This window comes from Kitasatospora sp. NPDC050543 (genome assembly GCF_044457565.1).
Lineage (GTDB): Bacteria > Actinomycetota > Actinomycetes > Streptomycetales > Streptomycetaceae > Kitasatospora.
This window is the reverse complement of the sequence record NZ_JBITGZ010000012.1, coordinates 113,861-129,755: the sequence shown is the minus strand read 5'-3', so window position 1 is coordinate 129,755 and position 15,895 is coordinate 113,861. Positions and strand designations below refer to the sequence as shown.

Sequence of the window (15,895 nt, the reverse complement as noted above, 5' to 3'; positions counted from 1 at the left end):
CATGGCCTCACTGAATGTCGGTTCGTTGGGCGAGTACATCCGCGAGCAGCGGCGGAGTGCGCAGTACTCACTGCGGCAGCTGGCGGAGGCCGCCGGTGTGTCCAACCCGTACCTCAGCCAGATCGAGCGCGGGCTGCGCAAGCCTAGTGCGGAGATCCTGCAGCAGATCGCCAAGGCGCTGCGGATCTCGGCGGAGACGCTGTACGTCCAGGCCGGAATCCTGGAGGAGCGGCGCGGGGAGGGCCTGGAGCTGCGGGCCGCGATCCTGGCCGATCCGCTGATCAACGAGCAGCAGAGGCAAGCGCTGCTCGCGGTCTACGACACCTTCCTGAGGGAGAACACGGCACCGAGGCCCGGGGCCGTGCGTCAGGAGGGCGTCGGTGACGAGCAGGACGACGTAGCGCGGGCCGCGCGGCCGACCACGACGGCCGGCAGCGACTGAGAGACCTTAGAAGCAGACCCCAGGAGGACCTGTCATGCCGATCACGGACGAGATCAAGAAGACCCTCAGCGACCCGACGCCGCTGTACGCCCTCGCGGGCGCCGGAGACCTCGCGTACGAGAAGCTGCGTGAGGTGCCGGGCCTGGTCGAGGCGATCGCGGCGGACCGCCGGGGCGCCCAGGAGAAGGCGACCGCGCGGCTCCACGAGGCGCAGGCCAAGCTGGCCGAGACGCAGGTGAAGGTGACGGAGACGGTCACCACGCTGCCGACCGACATCAAGGTGCTGCAGGAGAAGGCGCAGAGCTTCGCGCTCCAGCAGGTGGGCCGGGCCGTGGAGCTTGCGGTGAAGGCCAAGGAGGCCTACGACGAGCTGGCCGTTCGCGGTAAGGGCGTGGTGGACAAGGGCCGCAAGGAGGCGTCTGACGAGATCGTCGAGCTGGCCGTGGTGGTCGAGCCGCACGAGTCCGTCGAGACCTTTGAGGCCGCCGAGGTCGAGGAGGCCGCTGAGACCGCTGAGACCGAGGAGAGCGCCGAGGCGGCTGACGCCACCGGGTCCGAGGCCGCCGACGGTGACTCGCCGGCCGCGAAGAAGGCTCCGCGCGCCCGGAAGACCGGCACCACCAAGTAGCGCACGGCGCGCGAGCGTGAGGTGGCGCCCCGGAGGGTACGGGTCGCCTGGGGGCAACCAGGGACGTAACGGGCACATCCGGGCGGCCCGGTAGGTTGTCCCCTCCGCAGGCGGGGTGCCGTGCCAGGATGGGCGGCGCCGGCGCTGCGGAGATGACGGAGCCGGAGTGGAGCCGGAGTGAGGAGACCGCAGTGGGTGCAGTGGGCCAAGTACTGGCCTTCGACTACCTGAACCCGTTCTGGTGGCTGGCCATCGGAATCCTGGGCTTCAAGCTGGTCGCGCTCGTGGACGCGGCGAGCCGCCGGGAGGACGCCTTCCGCGCGGCGGACAAGAAGACCAAGCCGTTCTGGCTGGTCGTCCTCGGGCTCGCGTTCGGGCTCGACCTGATCTTCGGCGCCAGCTTCCTGACGAGCTTCCTGACGCTCGCCGGGCTCGTCGCGGCGATCGTCTACATGGTCGACGTGCGGCCGGCCATCAAGCAGCTCACGGACGGCCGAGGCGGTAGCGGCGACCGGCGCAACACGGGGCCGTACGGCCCCTGGTGACGGTCGGCCACAACGATCGAGGCTCGGGCCCCGGCGCGCACGCAAGGCGCGCCGGGGCCCGAGGCGTTCTCCCCGGTCGCCCGGGTCACCCCGGTCACCCCGGAGGGGGAGTCACCGTGTCACCCCAGGATCAGTGGGGTGGGGTTGCGCTCCAGCAGCAGCACCGCGACATCGTCGGTGAGCGCCCCGCCGTTGAGCTCCTCCACCTCGGCGATGGCACTGTCCACCAGTCGCCCCCTGGTCAGCCCGGTGGCCTGGTGGTCGCCGATCAGGTCGGCCAGGCCGTCCTGGCCGAGCCGGAGTGAGCCCGCGCCCACCCGGCCCTCGATCAGACCGTCGGTGTAGAGGAGCAGCCGCCAGCCGGGCCGTAGCTCAAGCCGCTGCGCGGGCCAGACCGCCTGGCAGTCGTCGCACGGGAGCAACCCGAGGGCCGGGCCGGCCTGGTCGGCCGGCAGCAGCGCCGGGGTGTGATCCGTACCCAGCAGCAGTGGGGCCGGGTGGCCGGCCAGGTAGAGCCTGGCGTGCTCGACACCAGGGCCCGCGCCATCCTGCCCCGCACCGCCATGGCCCGGGCCGTCCCTTCCCGTACCGTCGGTCCCGCGGGTGCGGCGCTTGGCTTCGCCGGCGGTGGCGCGGTCGCCGTGCCAGCCCGCGTCGGTGGCGCCGTCGCCGGGCTCGATGACCAGCATGCACAGGGTCGCGAAGATTTCGTCGCTGCGGCGCTCGTGCTCCAGGACGTGCTGAAGCGTCGTCAGCAGTGCTTCGCCCGTGAGGCCCGCGAAGACCAGTGTGCGCCAGGCTATCCGGAGCGCCACGCCGAGCGCGGCTTCGTCGGGCCCGTGGCCGCAGACATCGCCGATCACCACGTGCACCGTGCCGTCGTCGGTGCGCACGGCGTCGTAGAAGTCGCCACCGAGCAGTGCCCGTCGGCGGCCGGGCCGGTAGCGCCGGGTGAAGGCCAGACCGGCGCCGTCGAGGAGCGGGGTGGGCAGCAGATGGCGCTGGAGCCGGGCGTTCTCCTGGCCGCGGAGTTCGGCCTCGACCAGCCTGCGCTGGGACTCGTCGGCCCGCTTGCGCTCCACCGCGTAGCGCAGCGCCCGGGCCAGCAGGGGGCCGTCCGTCTCGTGCTTGATCAGGAAGTCCTGGGCGCCGGCTGCCACGGCGGCCGCACCCAGCTCGGCCCCGGCCGCGTCGGTGAGTACGACGACGGCGGTGTGTGGGGCGCGGCGGAGCAGCTCGTGCAGCCCCTCCAGGCCGTCGGAGGCGTCCGACGGGTGCGCGAGGTCGGCGGGGGCGGCGAGGTCGAGCAGGACGCAGCTGAAGTCGCTGCCGCGCGAGCGGTTGCGGCGCGTCCAGGGAGGTGCCGGGGCGAGCAGCTCGGCGGCCTGGTCCAGGCCACGCACCCAGTGCACGTCGATGGGCGCACCACTGTCGGCCACCGCCGCCTTGATCAACTGGGCGTCCGAGGCGTCGTCCTCGATCACCAGGAGCCTGAGCGGCGGGGTGGTGGCGGCTGTCGCGGCCGTCGCCGTGGTGGCGGCTGAGCCGGCGCCGGTGGCGGAGCCCGCCGCGCCGGAGCCGGTGGTGGCGCCCGGTGCGGCGACGGTCGCGAGGGCGCCGGTCGGGATGGAGCCGGTCGTGGCGCGGGGGTGCGGTATCGGCGCGGGGGATGCCACCGAGACGCTCCCAGTGGCGCCCGCAGATACGGTCGGGCGCTTGGACGCCGCGCGGGCATGGTCGGTCAGGGCACCGGCCGCGGTGCCCGGCAGGTCTGCGGCACCAGGTGCCCGCCCGTCTCCCGTTGCGGGCATCGGTCGGTCCTCCCTTTCCCCGAGTGGGCAACGGTCGACATCCGTGCGCAGTGCCCGCCTGGCACTGCGTGTCGGGGAACTTCTCGCGACCATAACGTGATCTCCGGGGATTTCTCTGGCCGACCGGCATCGGTGTGGCTATTGCCACGCTGGTGGCGGCGTATCTAGATAGCGTGAACGAGTTGGACGGGCCCGGGGGTGTGGGCTCCCGGTGAGCAGGCGGTAGGAGGGCGGAGCGGTGGCGCGGATCACGCTGGTCGAGGGTGACATCACGGAACAGAAGGTGGACGCGGTCTGCAACGCCGCGAACTCCTCCCTTCTGGGCGGAGGCGAGGTCGACGGCGCCATTCACCGCCGGGGCGGGCCGGAGATCCTGGCGGAGTGCCGTCAGCTGCGGGCCTCGCACTATGGCAAGGGCCTGGTGACCGGCCGGGCGGTGGCGACGACGGCCGGCCGGCTGCCGGCGCGTTGGGTGGTGCACACCGTCGGGCCGGTATACCTGGCGGAGGACTACGAACGGCGGGCTGAGCTGCTGGCCTCCTGCTATCGCGAGTCGCTACGGGTGGCGGCGGAGCTGGGTGCGCGGACGGTGGCGTTCCCGGCGGTCTCGGCCGGGGTGTTCGGCTGGCCGCTGGACGATGCGGCCAGGATCGCGCTCAGCACGGTCGCGGGGGAGCGGTCGACGGTGGAGGAGGCGCGGTTCGTGTTGTTCGGGTCGGAGTCGTACGCGGCCTTCGAGCGGGCGTTGCGGGAGCTGGGGTTGCACGAGTCGGGGTCGGGACAGCGGGACTGATGGCGGGCCTGCGGTGCGGGTCGGCCGTGCGGGCGTGCGGTGCTGTAGCGGCTGTGCGGCGTGGCGATGGCGGGACGGTGGCCAGGGCGGCTCTGTTGGCTGTCCCCATGGTGGCGTGACGTGGCGTCAACATGCCAGGGATATTCGATAACTCGTTCGAGTGAATCCCCGGGGTCGCTCACCAGGACCGCCGTCCGCACCGTCGCCCGGGCCGCCGTCCGCACCGTCTCCGGGGCGGCCGTCCGGGCCGCCGTTCACGCCTCCGCCCGGTCCAACCACCCCAGTCGCCCGCTACGGCGCCAGCGCCGCCCAGGGCACCGTGACCTCGCCCTGCCGCCACCGCCCCCGCGCGTCCACCAGCGGCCAGCTCCCCGCCAGCGCCGTGCACGCGGCCACCCACCGTTGGCGCGCGCCGAACGCCCCGTACGGCGCCGCCGCCGCCCAGGCGCGGTCGAAGTCCGTCAGGAAGGCGTGCACCGCGCGCCCCGGCACGTTGTGGTGGATCAGCGCCTTCGGCAGCCGTTCCGCCAGGTCGGAGGGCTGCCCGAGCCCGCCGAGCCGGGCCGCGAAGGTCACCGTGCGCGGCCCCTCCGGGCCGAGCGCCACCCAGACGTGCCGCCGCCCGATCTCGTCGCAGGTGCCCTCGATCAGCAGCCCGCCTGGCGCCAGCCGTCCGCACAGCCGCTCCCAGACGCCGGCCACCGCGGCCTCCTCGTACTGCCGCAGCACGTTCGCCGCCCGGATCAGCAGGGCCGGCTCGCCGCGGTCCAGCGGCACCTCGAAGCCGCCGCGCCTGAAGCTCAGCAGCGGCGGAGCGGAGTACGGCAGCGCCGCCGCGACCCGCTCCGGCTCGATCTCGATCCCGACCACCCGCACGTCCGCCCGCACCGTAAGCAGCCGCGCCGACAGCTCGACCGCCGTCCACGGCGCCGCCCCGTAGCCGAGGTCGACGGCCACCGGCGGCCGCCCGGCCGAACGCAGCGCCGGCCCGAGCGCGTGGGCGATCCAGCGGTCCATCCGCCGCAGCCGGTTGGTGTTGGTGGTGCCCCGGGTGACCGTCCCGACCGGCCTGGCCGTCCGGCCGCGGGCAGGCGGGAGGGCGGGGTCGAAGGAAGCGGCCATGCCCCGCAGCCTACGTGGCGGACCCGCTGGCATCTCATGGGGCGAGACGGGAATGCCGACCGGTGGCCCTGTGGTTGGCACACTGGTGGCTTGGCGTGCCCGCGCGCCCGGCTGCCCCGGAGCGCTCCGGGTGGCACGACCGCGCCCACCGGAACGGGCCGGACCGGCGCAAGCCGGAACGGGCCGGTGCGGCCCGAGCCGGGCCGACGGCCACCGGTGGCACACGGGCCCGCGGGCGGCAGGCGCCGACGAGCAGTGAGCAGTACGACCAGCAGTGGCAGTAGGCGGCAGTAAGCAGTGGCAGCAGTCGGGGAGCACAAAGGAGGCTTCAGCCAGGTGATCCAGCACCCCGTACGTCCGGCACGCCATGTCCAGGCGCCGACCGGTCGCGGTCGGCTCCAGGCCCTGGTCGGCGGCCGGTCCCGCCGGCCACGGCGGATAGCCATGCTCAGCGTCCACACCTCACCGCTGCACCAGCCCGGTACGGGCGACGCGGGCGGTATGAATGTCTACATAGTCGAGCTGGCCAAGCGCCTGGCGGAGCTCAACATCGAGGTGGAGGTGTTCACCCGGGCGATCTGCTCGGACGACGCACCCCTCGTCGAGCTGGCCCCCGGCGTGCTGGTCCGGCATGTCACCGCCGGGCCGTACGAGGGCCTGCTCAAGGAGGACCTCCCGGCCCAGCTCTGCGCGTTCACCCACGGTGTGCTGCGCACCGAGGCCGGCCACCGGCCCGGCCACTACGACCTGGTCCATTCGCACTACTGGCTCTCCGGCCAGGTCGGCTGGCTGGCCGCGCAGCGCTGGGGCGTGCCACTGGTGCACACCATGCACACCATGGCCAAGGTGAAGAACGCCGCGCTGGCCGAGGGCGACTCCCCGGAGCCCGCGGCCCGGGTGATCGGCGAGACCCAGGTGGTCGACGCCGCCGACCGGCTGATCGCGAACACCGCCGAGGAGGCGGCCGAGCTGTCTCTGCACTACGCGGCCCGGCCCGACCAGCTCGCGGTGGTCCACCCGGGGGTCAACCTGGACGTGTTCCGGCCTGGTGACCAGCGGGCCGCCCGGGCCCGGCTCGGCCTCCCGCAGGACGCCGCGGTGCTGCTCTTCGCCGGCCGCATCCAGCCGCTGAAGGCGCCCGACGTGCTGCTGCGCGCGGTGGCCGTGTTGCTGGCCCGGGAGCCCGGGCTGCGCGAGCGGCTGGTCGTCCCGGTGGTCGGCGGTCCGTCCGGCACCGGCCTCGCGAAGCCGGAGAGCCTGCACAAGCTCGCCGCCCAGCTTGGCATCGGGGACGTGGTCCGCTTCCACCCGCCGGTCGGCCAGGCGCAGCTCGCCGAGTGGTACCGCGCGGCGACGGCCCTGGTGATGCCCTCGTACAGCGAGTCCTTCGGCCTGGTCGCGCTGGAGGCGCAGGCCTGCGGCACGCCGGTGGTCGCGGCGGCGGTCGGCGGGCTTCCGGTCGCCGTCCGGGACGGCGTGACGGGCCGGCTGGTCGGCGGGCACGACCCGGAGGACTGGGCGCGCGCCCTCCAGCCGTACGCCACCCGGCCGTCCCTGGTCGCCGCCCAGGGACGGGCGGCCGCCCGGCACGCCGCAGGCTTCGGCTGGGGCACGGCCGCGGCCGGGACAGCTGAGGTGTACGCGGCCACCCTGGGCCGCCCGGCAGGCCGGATCGGCGGCGCCCGCCGCAAGCTCGCCTGATCCTCTGATCCTCTGATCCTCGGGGATGCCTGCCCCCGACCCGCCGTTCCGCCCCGGGCGGGGCGGCGGCGCGCCCTTCGGCAGCCGCGGCCGCTGCTGCGCGCCGCAGGTACCGCCGAGTAACGTCACCCCCATGGCAATCCGCACCAAGGACGAGGCCCTCACCCTCCTGCGCACGGCCCTGGACGACGCGGGCGTCGCCTGGGAGCCGGCCACCACCGACCCGTACACGCTGGTGGCGACCCTTCCGGGCATCCGGAAGCTGAACACCGCCTGCGCGCTGCGGGTCGGCGATCACACCCTCTCGGTCAACGCCTTCGTGATCCGCCGCCCGGACGAGAACCACGAGGCGGTCTACCGCTGGCTGCTCGAACGCAACACCCGGCTGTACGGGGTCGCGTACGCGATCGACGCGCTCGGTGACGTCTACCTCGCGGGCCGGCTTCCGCTGGAGGCCCTGACGGGGGACTCAGTGGACCGGCTGCTCGGCACCGTGCTGGAGAGCGCCGACGAGCCGTTCAACACGCTGCTCGAACTCGGGTTCGCCTCCGCGATCCGCCGTGAGTGGGAGTGGCGCACCAAGCGCGGTGAGTCCACCCGCAATCTGGCGGCCTTCGCCCACCTGGCCGCGCCCGCCGCGCCGGCTGCCGCCCCCGCTGCCGAGTAGCCCGGTCGCAGCGGTCGCAGCAGCGGGGTAGGCGGCGACGGTCGGCTGAGCCCGGCCCGCCCGTCCGGGGAATCAGCCGGCCGGCATCGGCGCGGTCTCGGTGGCCGCCCTGGTGTCGGCCGCCCCCGGCTGGACTGCCACCGTTCCGACCGCCTCCGGCGCAGCAGTCTCAGCCGCCTCGGCAGCCACCGGCACGGCCCCGACCGGCTCTGCCGCCGCCGTCGGCGCGCCCGGCTGCCGCCCGAGCACCGCGTACCCCAGGGCGGCGAGCGTCCCGCACACCGCGCAGGCGCCCCACACCGCCCCGCCCCCGACGTGCTGGAGCAGCAGGCCACCCGCCGCCGGTCCGACGAAGGACGCCAGTGACCAGGAGAGCGAGTGGACGCCCTGGTAGCGGCCGCGTGCGTGGGTCGGTGAGAGCTCGGCGACCAGGGCCATCATGGTCGGCGCGTTCATGATCTCGCCGATCGTCCAGACCGCCACCGTGCCCGCGTAGAACAGCGCCGAGGAGCCCGCCAGCGCCGTCAGCCCGAAGCCCCAGCCGGTGAGCAGTGCGCTGGCGACCAGCAGCGCCGTCCGGCTGCGCCCCTCCATCGCCCGGGTCAGCGGGATCTGCAGCAGTACGATGAGCAGCCCGTTGAGCCCGATCACCAGTCCGTACTGGGTGGCCGAGATGCCGGCCCGGCCCATGTCGACGGCCAGCGTGGTGCTGCCCTGCTGGACGACCAGTGCGAGCAGCAGGTTGAGCGCGACCACCACCATGAAGCGTCCGTCGCGGAAGACCGAGCCGAGGCCGACGGTCGGTTCGTCACGCCGGGCGGCCGGCACGTCGGGCCTGGTCTCCGGGATCTTGACGAAGATGAGCACCGCGCAGAGCAGGGTGGAGAGCGCGTCCAGCAGGAAGAGCACGAGGTAGCCGTGGGTGGCGATCAGGCCGGCCGCAGCCGCGGATACCCCGAAGCCGATGTTGATCGCCCAGTAGTTCAGCGCGAAGGCCCGCACCCGGTCCGCCGCCGGGACGATGTCCGCGATGATCGCCGACACGGCGGGCCGCGAGGCGTTGTTGCAGAGTCCGACCAGGAACGCCACCGCGGCGATCGCCACCGGGCCGTCCGTGAAGCCGAGCACCGCGGTGAACAGCGCCGTCCCGAGCTGCGCCGCCACCAGGGTCGGCCGCCTCCCGATCCGGTCGGTGAGCACGCCGCCGCCGACCGCCGCGACGGCCGAGCCGAGGCCGAACAGCGAGGCGACCAGACCGGCGTAAGAGGCGGAGTAGCCGCGGTCGGTGGTCAGGTACAGCGCCAGGAAGGTCACCACGAATCCGCCGAGGCGGTTGACCAGCGTCGCCGTCCAGAGCCACCAGAACTGGCGCGGCAACCCGCCCATCGTCTCCGTCGCGGCTCTGCGGATGCGGGCGGGGACAGGCACGGCGGACTCCCGGACGGCAGGAGTCCCGATGAGCGGTGACATGCGAACAGGACACACCGGACATCGGGACTGTAAGAGGCTCAAGTGACAAGCACACATTACTCACGGGCCCCGGGCCCCGGCTACCCGTTTTCGGCCTCCATTAAGCTGGGCGCCATGGCTGAAACGACCTACCGACTGATCCTGCTCCGCCACGGCGAGAGCCAGTGGAACCAGAAGAACCTGTTCACCGGTTGGGTCGACGTCGACCTCAACGACAAGGGCGAGAAGGAGGCCGCACGCGGTGGCGAGCTGCTCGCCGCCGAGGGCTTCTTCCCCGATGTGGTGCACACCTCGCTGCTGCGCCGCGCCATCCGCACCTCGCAGATCGCGCTGGACAAGGCCGACCGCCACTGGATCCCGGTCAGCCGCAGCTGGCGGCTGAACGAGCGCCACTACGGCGCTCTGCAGGGCAAGGACAAGGCCCAGACGCTGGCCGAGTTCGGCGACGAGCAGTTCCAGCTCTGGCGCCGCTCCTACGACACCCCGCCGCCGGTGCTGGCCGACGACAACGAGTACTCGCAGGCCGGCGACCCCCGCTACGCGGACATCCCGAGCGAGCTGCGCCCGCGCACGGAGTGCCTCAAGGACGTCGTCGACCGGATGCTCCCGTACTGGTATGACGCGATCGTCCCGGACCTGGCCGCGGGCAAGACCGTGCTGGTCACCGCGCACGGCAACAGCCTGCGCGCGCTGGTGAAGCACCTCGACGGCATCTCCGACGAGGACATCGCGGGCCTGAACATCCCGACCGGCATCCCGCTCGTCTACGAGCTCGACGCGGACTTCAAGCCGGTCGCCAAGGGCGGCCGCTACCTCGACGCGGAGGCCGCCGCCGCCGCCATCGAGGCCGTGAAGAACCAGGGCAAGAAGTAGTAGCCTTCATGATCATGCCCCCGACCTGCGTATACGGCGCGGGGCGGGGGCATTTTCACGCCCTGGGCCCACTGTGGGACCTCAGTGCGGGGAGTCCTGCGGCGGCCGGAGCGCTTCACCGAGTGCCTTGCGGGCACGGTCGCGGCTGCTCGGCATGAGGTGCGCGTACACCTTCAGCGTCAGTCCCGGGTCGGAGTGCCCGAGGTACTCGCTTACGGCCTTGATGCTCTCTCCCGCGTCCAACGCCGCCCTGGCCATGGTCTTCAAGCTCGTCGAGTCCGCCCAACAGCGGTGGCGAGCGGTGAACGCACCCCACCTCGTCGCCCTCGTCCGTGCCGGAGCAAGATTCGAGCGCGGAGTCCTCGTAGAGCGGACTGACGAGGCGGCTGCTTGATGCCGAGGTTCCCCTGCCGAGGTCTCTCATAGGATCAGCGAGATTGACCAACGTGCAGGCGGGTTCGTGGGGAGGCCACTGGTGGTGCTGCAAGTGCGCGGCGTCGTATTGCCCGAGCGGGAGGAGCGATCCTTCTGGATCGATGGCGACCGGCTGAGGGCCGGGGCTGCCCCGGATGCTGACCTCGTCATTGACGGCGGCTGGCTGCTGCCCGGCCTGGTTGATGCACATACCCATCCCGGCACCGAAGACATCGAGGCTCCGTTCAGCGACGCGACGCTTCGGCGGCACCTGACCGATCACCGCGACGCCGGAGTGCTGCTGGTACGCACGCCCGGGTCCGCAGCTCGCATCCCCGACTGGGTTGACGAAGACCCGGACATGCCCCGCGTCTACTCGGCCGGACGCTGGCTGGCCACCCCGGGCCGTTTCTTCCCCGGCTTTGGAAGAGACGTGAGCGAGGCTGACCTGGTCGCCGCAGCCGTGGAGGAGGCCACCGCGTCCTCGGGTTGGTGCAAGGTCATCGGGGACTGGAGGCATGACGAACCCGCACTGCCGTTGGACATCCTCACTGCTGTCGTCCAGGCCGTGCACACGATCGGTGGCCGGGTGGCCGCGCACTGCCAGACCAGCGAGGGCAGTCGCAACGCCGTCCTGGCCGGAGTCGACAGCCTGGAGCACGGCATGCACCTGGACCCGAGCCTGATCGATCGGATGGCGGACCAAGGCACAGCGTTCGTCCCCACGCTCAGCGTCTTCGGCTCCGGAGCCGACCGGCGGCGGGCCGCCGAACCGAGCGCCCGCCGGGACTGGTGGCTGGCCGGATGGGACGCGATGCTGCCCAACGTGAGAGCCGCACATGAGGCCGGTGTCACCATCCTGGCCGGCACCGACAGCTTCCCATGCGGCACCGTCAGCTCGGAGATTGAATGGCTGGTCCGTGCGGGCCTGTCGCCCGAAGCGGCGCTGGGCGCGGCCTCCTGGTCGGCCCGCTCCTACCTTGGCCTGCCCGGCCTGGTTGACGGAGCCCCCGCCGATCTCGTCGCCTACGACACCGACCCCACGCTCGACGCTTCCACCCTGGCTCACCCCAGCCGCATCATCCTCCGCGGCCGGGTCATAGCCTGAAGGCCAAGCGTCAAATCCACAACTCTTGACAATGACTCCTGCGGCAGAACTCGAAAGCGAGTGTGGCGTGACCCGTCACCGAGGACTTCAGCTACCGCTTCGGAACGGCCACGTCGAGGGACGGGCCCGTCTTGCGCACGGCGAGCGAAGGGGAGGCTGCTCCTCTTGAGTGAGGCCCGGGGGCGACCACGCCGGGCCCTCTCTGGGCCCTCCGAGCGCGACAAACAACGGCCAACAACGACTAGTAATGACCGCCCCACCGCAGGTCAGCAGGGTTTTGAGTCCCGCTGACCTGGTCAAATGAACAGGCCCTCCAGACCCAGGGCAGGAAGTAAGCCTGTCGGCTGCCTGCTGCCGCTCCGACCCCGCCCCCCTGATCGTGGGGGCGGGGCCGGAGCGTTCCGCGGCGAGGGGATGCAGTTCAACTCCCCTCCCTGCCAAGGCGTTTCGGGTCATTGGCGCTCCGTCGGCCGGCTCCTGTCGTGGGAGCACTGACCTGGCGCAGGCATGCCAATGGTGGCGACGGCCGTGAGGGCCGCCGCCAGCGATGCCCTGTGCGCCGCGGGACCGTGACGGGCTGCGGCGAGATCCAGTGGGACGCGACCAAGCCGCTCACGAGGGCCGGCCTGGGTACCACGCCGTTCCTCACCGTCCCCTACAGCGGCGCCCAGCCCCCGAGCACGCTCAGCCGCAGCGCGAGAGATCGCCGACACCGGGAACGCCTTCTACTCCTGCATCGACGTGAAGTTCTGACGGACGCCCGCACGTACCTCCGCACGACTGCGGACGGTGCCGGACGAGGGGTCGGTCGGGTGCCGCCGCCAGTGCGGCGGGGCACCCGGCCCGCTCAGTGGCCGCCGCAGCAGCCTCCGCTCGCGCCGCCGCACTGGCAGGGCGCGCCGGACTGGCAGCCGCAGCCGCAGCCCGGGCCGCAGCCGCAGCCGGCGGCAAGGATCGGCAGCAGCTTCGGGGCGGGTGGTTCGACGGTGTCGACCGGCGGCACGGTCCGGGTCGGGGTTGCCTTCATCGTGCTGGACCCTCCTCGATACGGGCACACTCCTGTGCCCACGTCTCGAGTGAAGCCCTCGCGCCGAGAGAGCGTCAATGGGCGTACAGGGGTGGGAAACCCGGCCGGCCGTGCGCCCTCACCACCCGGCCCGGAGGTTTGGTCCCCCTGAGGTGGGACCAAACCTCCACGGCTTACGCTTCGCGGTCCGGACCCGCAGATCCCGCAGATCCTGCGGAGCCCGCGGAGCCTGCGGCGGCCGGGTCGACGCGGCCGCCCGGGCCGCACTCACTCCCCGGGGTTGGCCTCGGTCGCGGCGATGAAGTCGGCGGCGTGCTCACCCGTCACCAGGTAGACCACACGCTTGGCCACCGAGACCGCGTGGTCGGCGAACCGCTCGTAGTACCGGCCGACCAGCGTGACGTCGACGCCGGTCTCGATGCCGTGCTGCCAGCGGTCGTCGATCAGGTGGGTGAACAGCTCGCGGTGCAGGGCGTCGATCGCGTCGTCGTCGCGCTCCAGCTCCAGCGCGGCCTCCACATCCTTGGTCGCGATGACCTGGCCGGCCTTGGCCACCAGTCGCTGGGCGAGCTGACCCATCTCCAGCACGATGGAGTGCAGGTCGTTCGGCACGGCCGACTGCGGGTAGCGCAGCCGCGCGACCTTGGCCACGTGGCGGGCCAGGTCGCCGCAACGCTCCAGGTCGGCGCTCATCCGAAGCGAGGTGACCACGATGCGCAGGTCGGTGGCGACCGGCTGCTGGCGGGCGAGCAGGTCGATCGCCCGGTCCTCCAGCTCGTGGTGCAGCGCGTTGACCTTCTCGTCCGCGGCGATCACGCTCTCGGCCAGCGCCAGGTCCGCGTCGAGCAGGGCGGTGGTGGCCCGGCCCATGGCCGAACCGACCAGTCTCGCCATTTCGACCAGGCTGTCGCCGATCGAGTCGAGTTCCTCGTGGTACGCGTCGCGCATGCTCTCTCCTCAGAAGCTGTGTCGGTGGCGGTGCCGACCGGTCATCCGTACGACTGCCGGATTGGCTGTCCAGATGGCCGCTGCTGGTGGCGCGAATCGTACGCGCGCACCAAGGACGCCGGGCGGATGTTCGCTGCCGTCGTCCGTCCCACACGGGCTGCGCGTCCCAGCCTGGGTCGCCAGGGCGACCTGGCACGGCCCGCCCGGTGAACCCACCCCCACCTGAAGGTGAATTCTCGGCAACGCGTGGCCGATCCCTTGATCCGGACCTTGGGGAGTGGCCACGTCATGCGCTTACGCTGGCCACATGGACGTGAATGTGGCCGCCGCCGCTGCCTGCGCCATAGCCGGGCTCGGCGTCGGCCTCACGGCTGCCATCGCCTTCCGCTGGAGCGAGCGCGAACAGGCCCGGGACAGGCGCAGTACGAGCGGCACGAAGAACCCCGCCGGGGGGAGCGGCACCGCGCTGGAGCCGACCCTGCCGCCGGGCGTGGACACCGTGCTCTCGGTGCTGCGCTCGTGCGCCATCGTGCTCGGCGACGGTGACGAGGTCGTCAAGGCCAGTTCCGCCGCCTACGCGATGGGCCTGGTCAGGGGCGGCGCGATGGCCGTCGACCAGATGCTCGCGCTGGCCCGGGCGACCCGCAGGGACGGCGAGATCCGCCAGGTCGAGCTGGAGGTGCCCCGTCCGGGCGCCGCCCGCGCGGCCGAGCCGCTGGCCGTCTCCGTCCGGGTGGCGCCCCTGGGTTCCAGGCTGGTGCTGGTGCTGGTCGAGGACCTCACCGAGCGCCGCAGGGTCGAGGCGGTGCGCCGCGACTTCGTCGCGAACGTCAGTCATGAGCTCAAGACCCCGGTCGGCGCGCTGTCGCTGCTCTCGGAGGCGGTCGCCGACGCGGCGGACGACCCCGAGGCCGTGCAGCGTTTCGCCGGCCGGATGCAGATCGAGGCGACCAGGCTGGCCAGCCTGGTGCAGGAGATCATCGACCTGTCGCGGGTCCAGGACGACCGTCTGATGATCGACCCGGAACCCGTCGCGGTGGACGAGCTGATCGCCGAGGCCATCGACCGCTGCCGTCAGCCGGCCGCCGCGAAGCAGATCCACATCGCGGCGGGCGGTACCGTCGGCCTCTACCTGCACGGCAACCGTGGCCAGCTGGCCGCCGCGCTCGGCAACCTGGTGGAGAACGCGGTCAACTACAGTCCGCCGCGGACCAGGGTCGCCATCGCGACCCGGCGGATCTCCAGCGCCGCCGTGCTCGGCGAGGCGGACGGCGAACTGATCGAGATCTCGGTGACGGACCAGGGCATCGGCATCTCGGAGAAGGACCGCGAGCGGGTCTTCGAACGCTTCTACCGGGTGGACCCGGCCCGCTCCCGCCTCACCGGAGGCACCGGCCTCGGCCTCTCCATCGTCAAGCACGTGGCCGCCTCACACGGCGGCACCGTCTCGGTGTGGAGCGTCGAGGGCCAGGGCTCGACCTTCACCGTACGGCTGCCCGCCGGGCAGGCCCCCACGGACCGGCCGCTCAGCGGCGAGCGGTCCGAGCAACCCACGTCAATCACAACACCCCTGCTTGCCCCGGAGGCCCGAAAGTGACCCGAGTACTGGTGGTCGAGGACGAGGAGTCGTTCAGCGACGCTCTCTCGTACATGCTCCGCAAGGAGGGCTTCGAGGTGGCCATCGCCGCCACCGGCCCCGACGCGCTGGAGCAGTTCGAACGCAATGGCGCTGACCTCGTCCTGCTCGACCTGATGCTCCCGGGCCTGCCCGGCACCGAGGTCTGCCGCCAGCTGCGGGTGCGCTCCAACGTGCCGGTGATCATGGTGACGGCCAAGGACAGCGAGATCGACAAGGTCGTCGGCCTGGAGATAGGTGCGGACGACTACGTCACCAAGCCGTACTCCACCCGGGAGCTGGTCGCCCGGATCCGCGCGGTGCTGCGCCGCCGTGGTGAGGCGGACGGCACGGGCACGGACGGCGGCGGCCCCGGCGCGCTGGAGGCCGGCCCGGTCCGGATGGACGTGGACCGGCACGTGGTGACGGTGGACGGCGGCAAGGTCGACCTGCCGCTCAAGGAGTTCGACCTGCTGGAGATGCTGCTGCGCAACGCGGGCCGGGTGCTCACCCGGATGCAGCTGATCGACCGGGTCTGGGGCGCGGACTACGTCGGCGACACCAAGACCCTGGACGTGCACGTCAAGCGGCTGCGCGCCAAGATCGAGCCGGACCCGGGCGCGCCGCGCTACCTGGTGACGGTGCGTGGCCTCGGCTACAAGTTCGAGCCGTAGAGAGGCGCGGTGAAGACGCGCCATGGAGACGAGCCGTAGCGAGTTGTGAGCCGCGGC

15 protein-coding genes and 2 pseudogenes are annotated in these 15,895 nt (G+C 72.4%); 11 read left to right on the top strand and 6 right to left on the bottom strand.

Annotated elements, in window-relative coordinates; all coding sequences use genetic code 11:
* Position 1 precedes the first annotated feature (1 nt).
* From ACIBH3_RS17370 to ACIBH3_RS17360, 3 genes are all read left to right on the top strand, one after another.
* On the top strand, positions 2-442 hold the full coding sequence (locus tag ACIBH3_RS17370) for a helix-turn-helix domain-containing protein (RefSeq protein WP_396312824.1): 441 nt from the start codon (positions 2-4) through the stop codon (positions 440-442).
* A 34-nt stretch (positions 443-476) separates the two neighbouring features.
* Entirely contained in the window at positions 477-1,070 is a 594-nt protein-coding gene (locus tag ACIBH3_RS17365; protein WP_396312823.1) for a hypothetical protein, read from the top strand.
* A 191-nt stretch (positions 1,071-1,261) separates the two neighbouring features.
* Positions 1,262-1,615, top strand: a complete 354-nt coding sequence (locus ACIBH3_RS17360) for a DUF2516 family protein (RefSeq protein ID WP_396312822.1) — start codon at positions 1,262-1,264, stop codon at positions 1,613-1,615.
* Between the two features lie 119 nt (positions 1,616-1,734).
* Here ACIBH3_RS17360 and ACIBH3_RS17355 read toward each other — a convergent pair whose 3' ends face one another.
* A complete protein-coding gene (locus tag ACIBH3_RS17355) occupies positions 1,735-3,291 on the bottom strand; it encodes a PP2C family protein-serine/threonine phosphatase (protein ID WP_396312821.1) in 1,557 nt (518 codons plus the stop codon).
* Positions 3,292-3,664: 373 nt separating this feature from the next.
* On the opposite strand from ACIBH3_RS17355, the gene ACIBH3_RS17350 reads away from it, so the two are divergent.
* Positions 3,665-4,219, top strand: coding sequence for an O-acetyl-ADP-ribose deacetylase (locus ACIBH3_RS17350; RefSeq protein WP_396312820.1), 555 nt, complete (start codon positions 3,665-3,667; stop codon positions 4,217-4,219).
* Positions 4,220-4,510: 291 nt separating this feature from the next.
* Here ACIBH3_RS17350 and ACIBH3_RS17345 read toward each other — a convergent pair whose 3' ends face one another.
* The gene (locus ACIBH3_RS17345; RefSeq protein ID WP_396312819.1) at positions 4,511-5,341 is read right to left on the bottom strand and encodes a class I SAM-dependent methyltransferase; all 831 of its coding nucleotides are present in this window, start codon (positions 5,339-5,341) and stop codon (positions 4,511-4,513) included.
* Between the two features lie 336 nt (positions 5,342-5,677).
* Here ACIBH3_RS17345 and mshA point away from each other — a divergent pair, with 336 nt between their 5' ends.
* Together mshA and ACIBH3_RS17335 are read left to right on the top strand one after the other, a co-directional pair.
* Positions 5,678-7,042: a D-inositol-3-phosphate glycosyltransferase gene (mshA, locus tag ACIBH3_RS17340; protein ID WP_396312818.1), complete on the top strand. Its 1,365-nt coding sequence runs from the start codon at positions 5,678-5,680 to the stop codon at positions 7,040-7,042.
* Positions 7,043-7,175: 133 nt separating this feature from the next.
* Complete coding sequence (locus ACIBH3_RS17335; RefSeq protein ID WP_396312817.1) at positions 7,176-7,709, top strand: YbjN domain-containing protein; 534 nt, start codon at positions 7,176-7,178, stop codon at positions 7,707-7,709.
* Between the two features lie 72 nt (positions 7,710-7,781).
* Here the strand turns inward: ACIBH3_RS17335 and ACIBH3_RS17330 are convergent, their stop codons facing one another.
* On the bottom strand, positions 7,782-9,137 hold the full coding sequence (locus tag ACIBH3_RS17330) for an MDR family MFS transporter (RefSeq protein ID WP_396312816.1): 1,356 nt from the start codon (positions 9,135-9,137) through the stop codon (positions 7,782-7,784).
* A 156-nt stretch (positions 9,138-9,293) separates the two neighbouring features.
* Here ACIBH3_RS17330 and ACIBH3_RS17325 point away from each other — a divergent pair, with 156 nt between their 5' ends.
* A complete protein-coding gene (locus ACIBH3_RS17325) occupies positions 9,294-10,052 on the top strand; it encodes a phosphoglyceromutase (protein ID WP_396312815.1) in 759 nt (252 codons plus the stop codon).
* Positions 10,053-10,133: 81 nt separating this feature from the next.
* On the opposite strand, the pseudogene ACIBH3_RS17320 reads toward ACIBH3_RS17325, so the two are convergent.
* Positions 10,134-10,307, bottom strand: a pseudogene (locus tag ACIBH3_RS17320) (site-specific integrase); the annotation flags it as partial.
* Here ACIBH3_RS17320 and ACIBH3_RS17315 point away from each other — a divergent pair.
* Positions 10,285-10,446: pseudogene (locus ACIBH3_RS17315) on the top strand (IS256 family transposase); the annotation flags it as partial. The pseudogenes ACIBH3_RS17320 and ACIBH3_RS17315 overlap by 23 nt on opposite strands.
* Positions 10,447-10,527: 81 nt before the next feature.
* Positions 10,528-11,574: an amidohydrolase family protein gene (locus ACIBH3_RS17310; protein WP_396312814.1), complete on the top strand. Its 1,047-nt coding sequence runs from the start codon at positions 10,528-10,530 to the stop codon at positions 11,572-11,574.
* Positions 11,575-12,421: 847 nt separating this feature from the next.
* Here ACIBH3_RS17310 and ACIBH3_RS17305 read toward each other — a convergent pair.
* Positions 12,422-12,601 carry a hypothetical protein gene (locus ACIBH3_RS17305; protein WP_396312813.1) on the bottom strand — a complete coding sequence of 60 codons (180 nt, stop codon included), beginning with the start codon at positions 12,599-12,601 and terminating at the stop codon, positions 12,422-12,424.
* A gap of 267 nt (positions 12,602-12,868) precedes the next feature.
* Positions 12,869-13,549, bottom strand: coding sequence for a phosphate signaling complex protein PhoU (phoU, locus tag ACIBH3_RS17300; RefSeq protein WP_396312812.1), 681 nt, complete (start codon positions 13,547-13,549; stop codon positions 12,869-12,871).
* Positions 13,550-13,856: 307 nt separating this feature from the next.
* Between phoU and ACIBH3_RS17295 the strand changes: the two genes are divergently transcribed.
* Entirely contained in the window at positions 13,857-15,146 is a 1,290-nt protein-coding gene (locus tag ACIBH3_RS17295) for a sensor histidine kinase (protein ID WP_396312811.1), read from the top strand.
* On the top strand, positions 15,143-15,838 hold the full coding sequence (locus ACIBH3_RS17290; RefSeq protein ID WP_396312810.1) for a response regulator: 696 nt from the start codon (positions 15,143-15,145) through the stop codon (positions 15,836-15,838). Before ACIBH3_RS17295 ends, ACIBH3_RS17290 begins: the two co-directional genes overlap by 4 nt.
* Positions 15,839-15,895: the final 57 nt, after the last annotated feature.

Bases quoted from the DNA above. Each gene is read 5' to 3' on its own strand.
- ACIBH3_RS17370 (WP_396312824.1), top strand. From the start codon at position 2: ATGGCCTCACTGAATGTCGGTTCGTTGGGCGAGTACATCCGCGAGCAG.
- ACIBH3_RS17365 (WP_396312823.1), top strand. From the start codon at position 477: ATGCCGATCACGGACGAGATCAAGAAGACCCTCAGCGACCCGACGCCG.
- ACIBH3_RS17345 (WP_396312819.1), bottom strand. From the start codon at position 5,341: ATGGCCGCTTCCTTCGACCCCGCCCTCCCGCCTGCCCGCGGCCGGACG.
- ACIBH3_RS17335 (WP_396312817.1), top strand. From the start codon at position 7,176: ATGGCAATCCGCACCAAGGACGAGGCCCTCACCCTCCTGCGCACGGCC.
- ACIBH3_RS17325 (WP_396312815.1), top strand. From the start codon at position 9,294: ATGGCTGAAACGACCTACCGACTGATCCTGCTCCGCCACGGCGAGAGC.
- ACIBH3_RS17305 (WP_396312813.1), bottom strand. From the start codon at position 12,601: ATGAAGGCAACCCCGACCCGGACCGTGCCGCCGGTCGACACCGTCGAA.
- phoU (WP_396312812.1), bottom strand. From the start codon at position 13,549: ATGCGCGACGCGTACCACGAGGAACTCGACTCGATCGGCGACAGCCTG.
- ACIBH3_RS17295 (WP_396312811.1), top strand. From the start codon at position 13,857: ATGGACGTGAATGTGGCCGCCGCCGCTGCCTGCGCCATAGCCGGGCTC.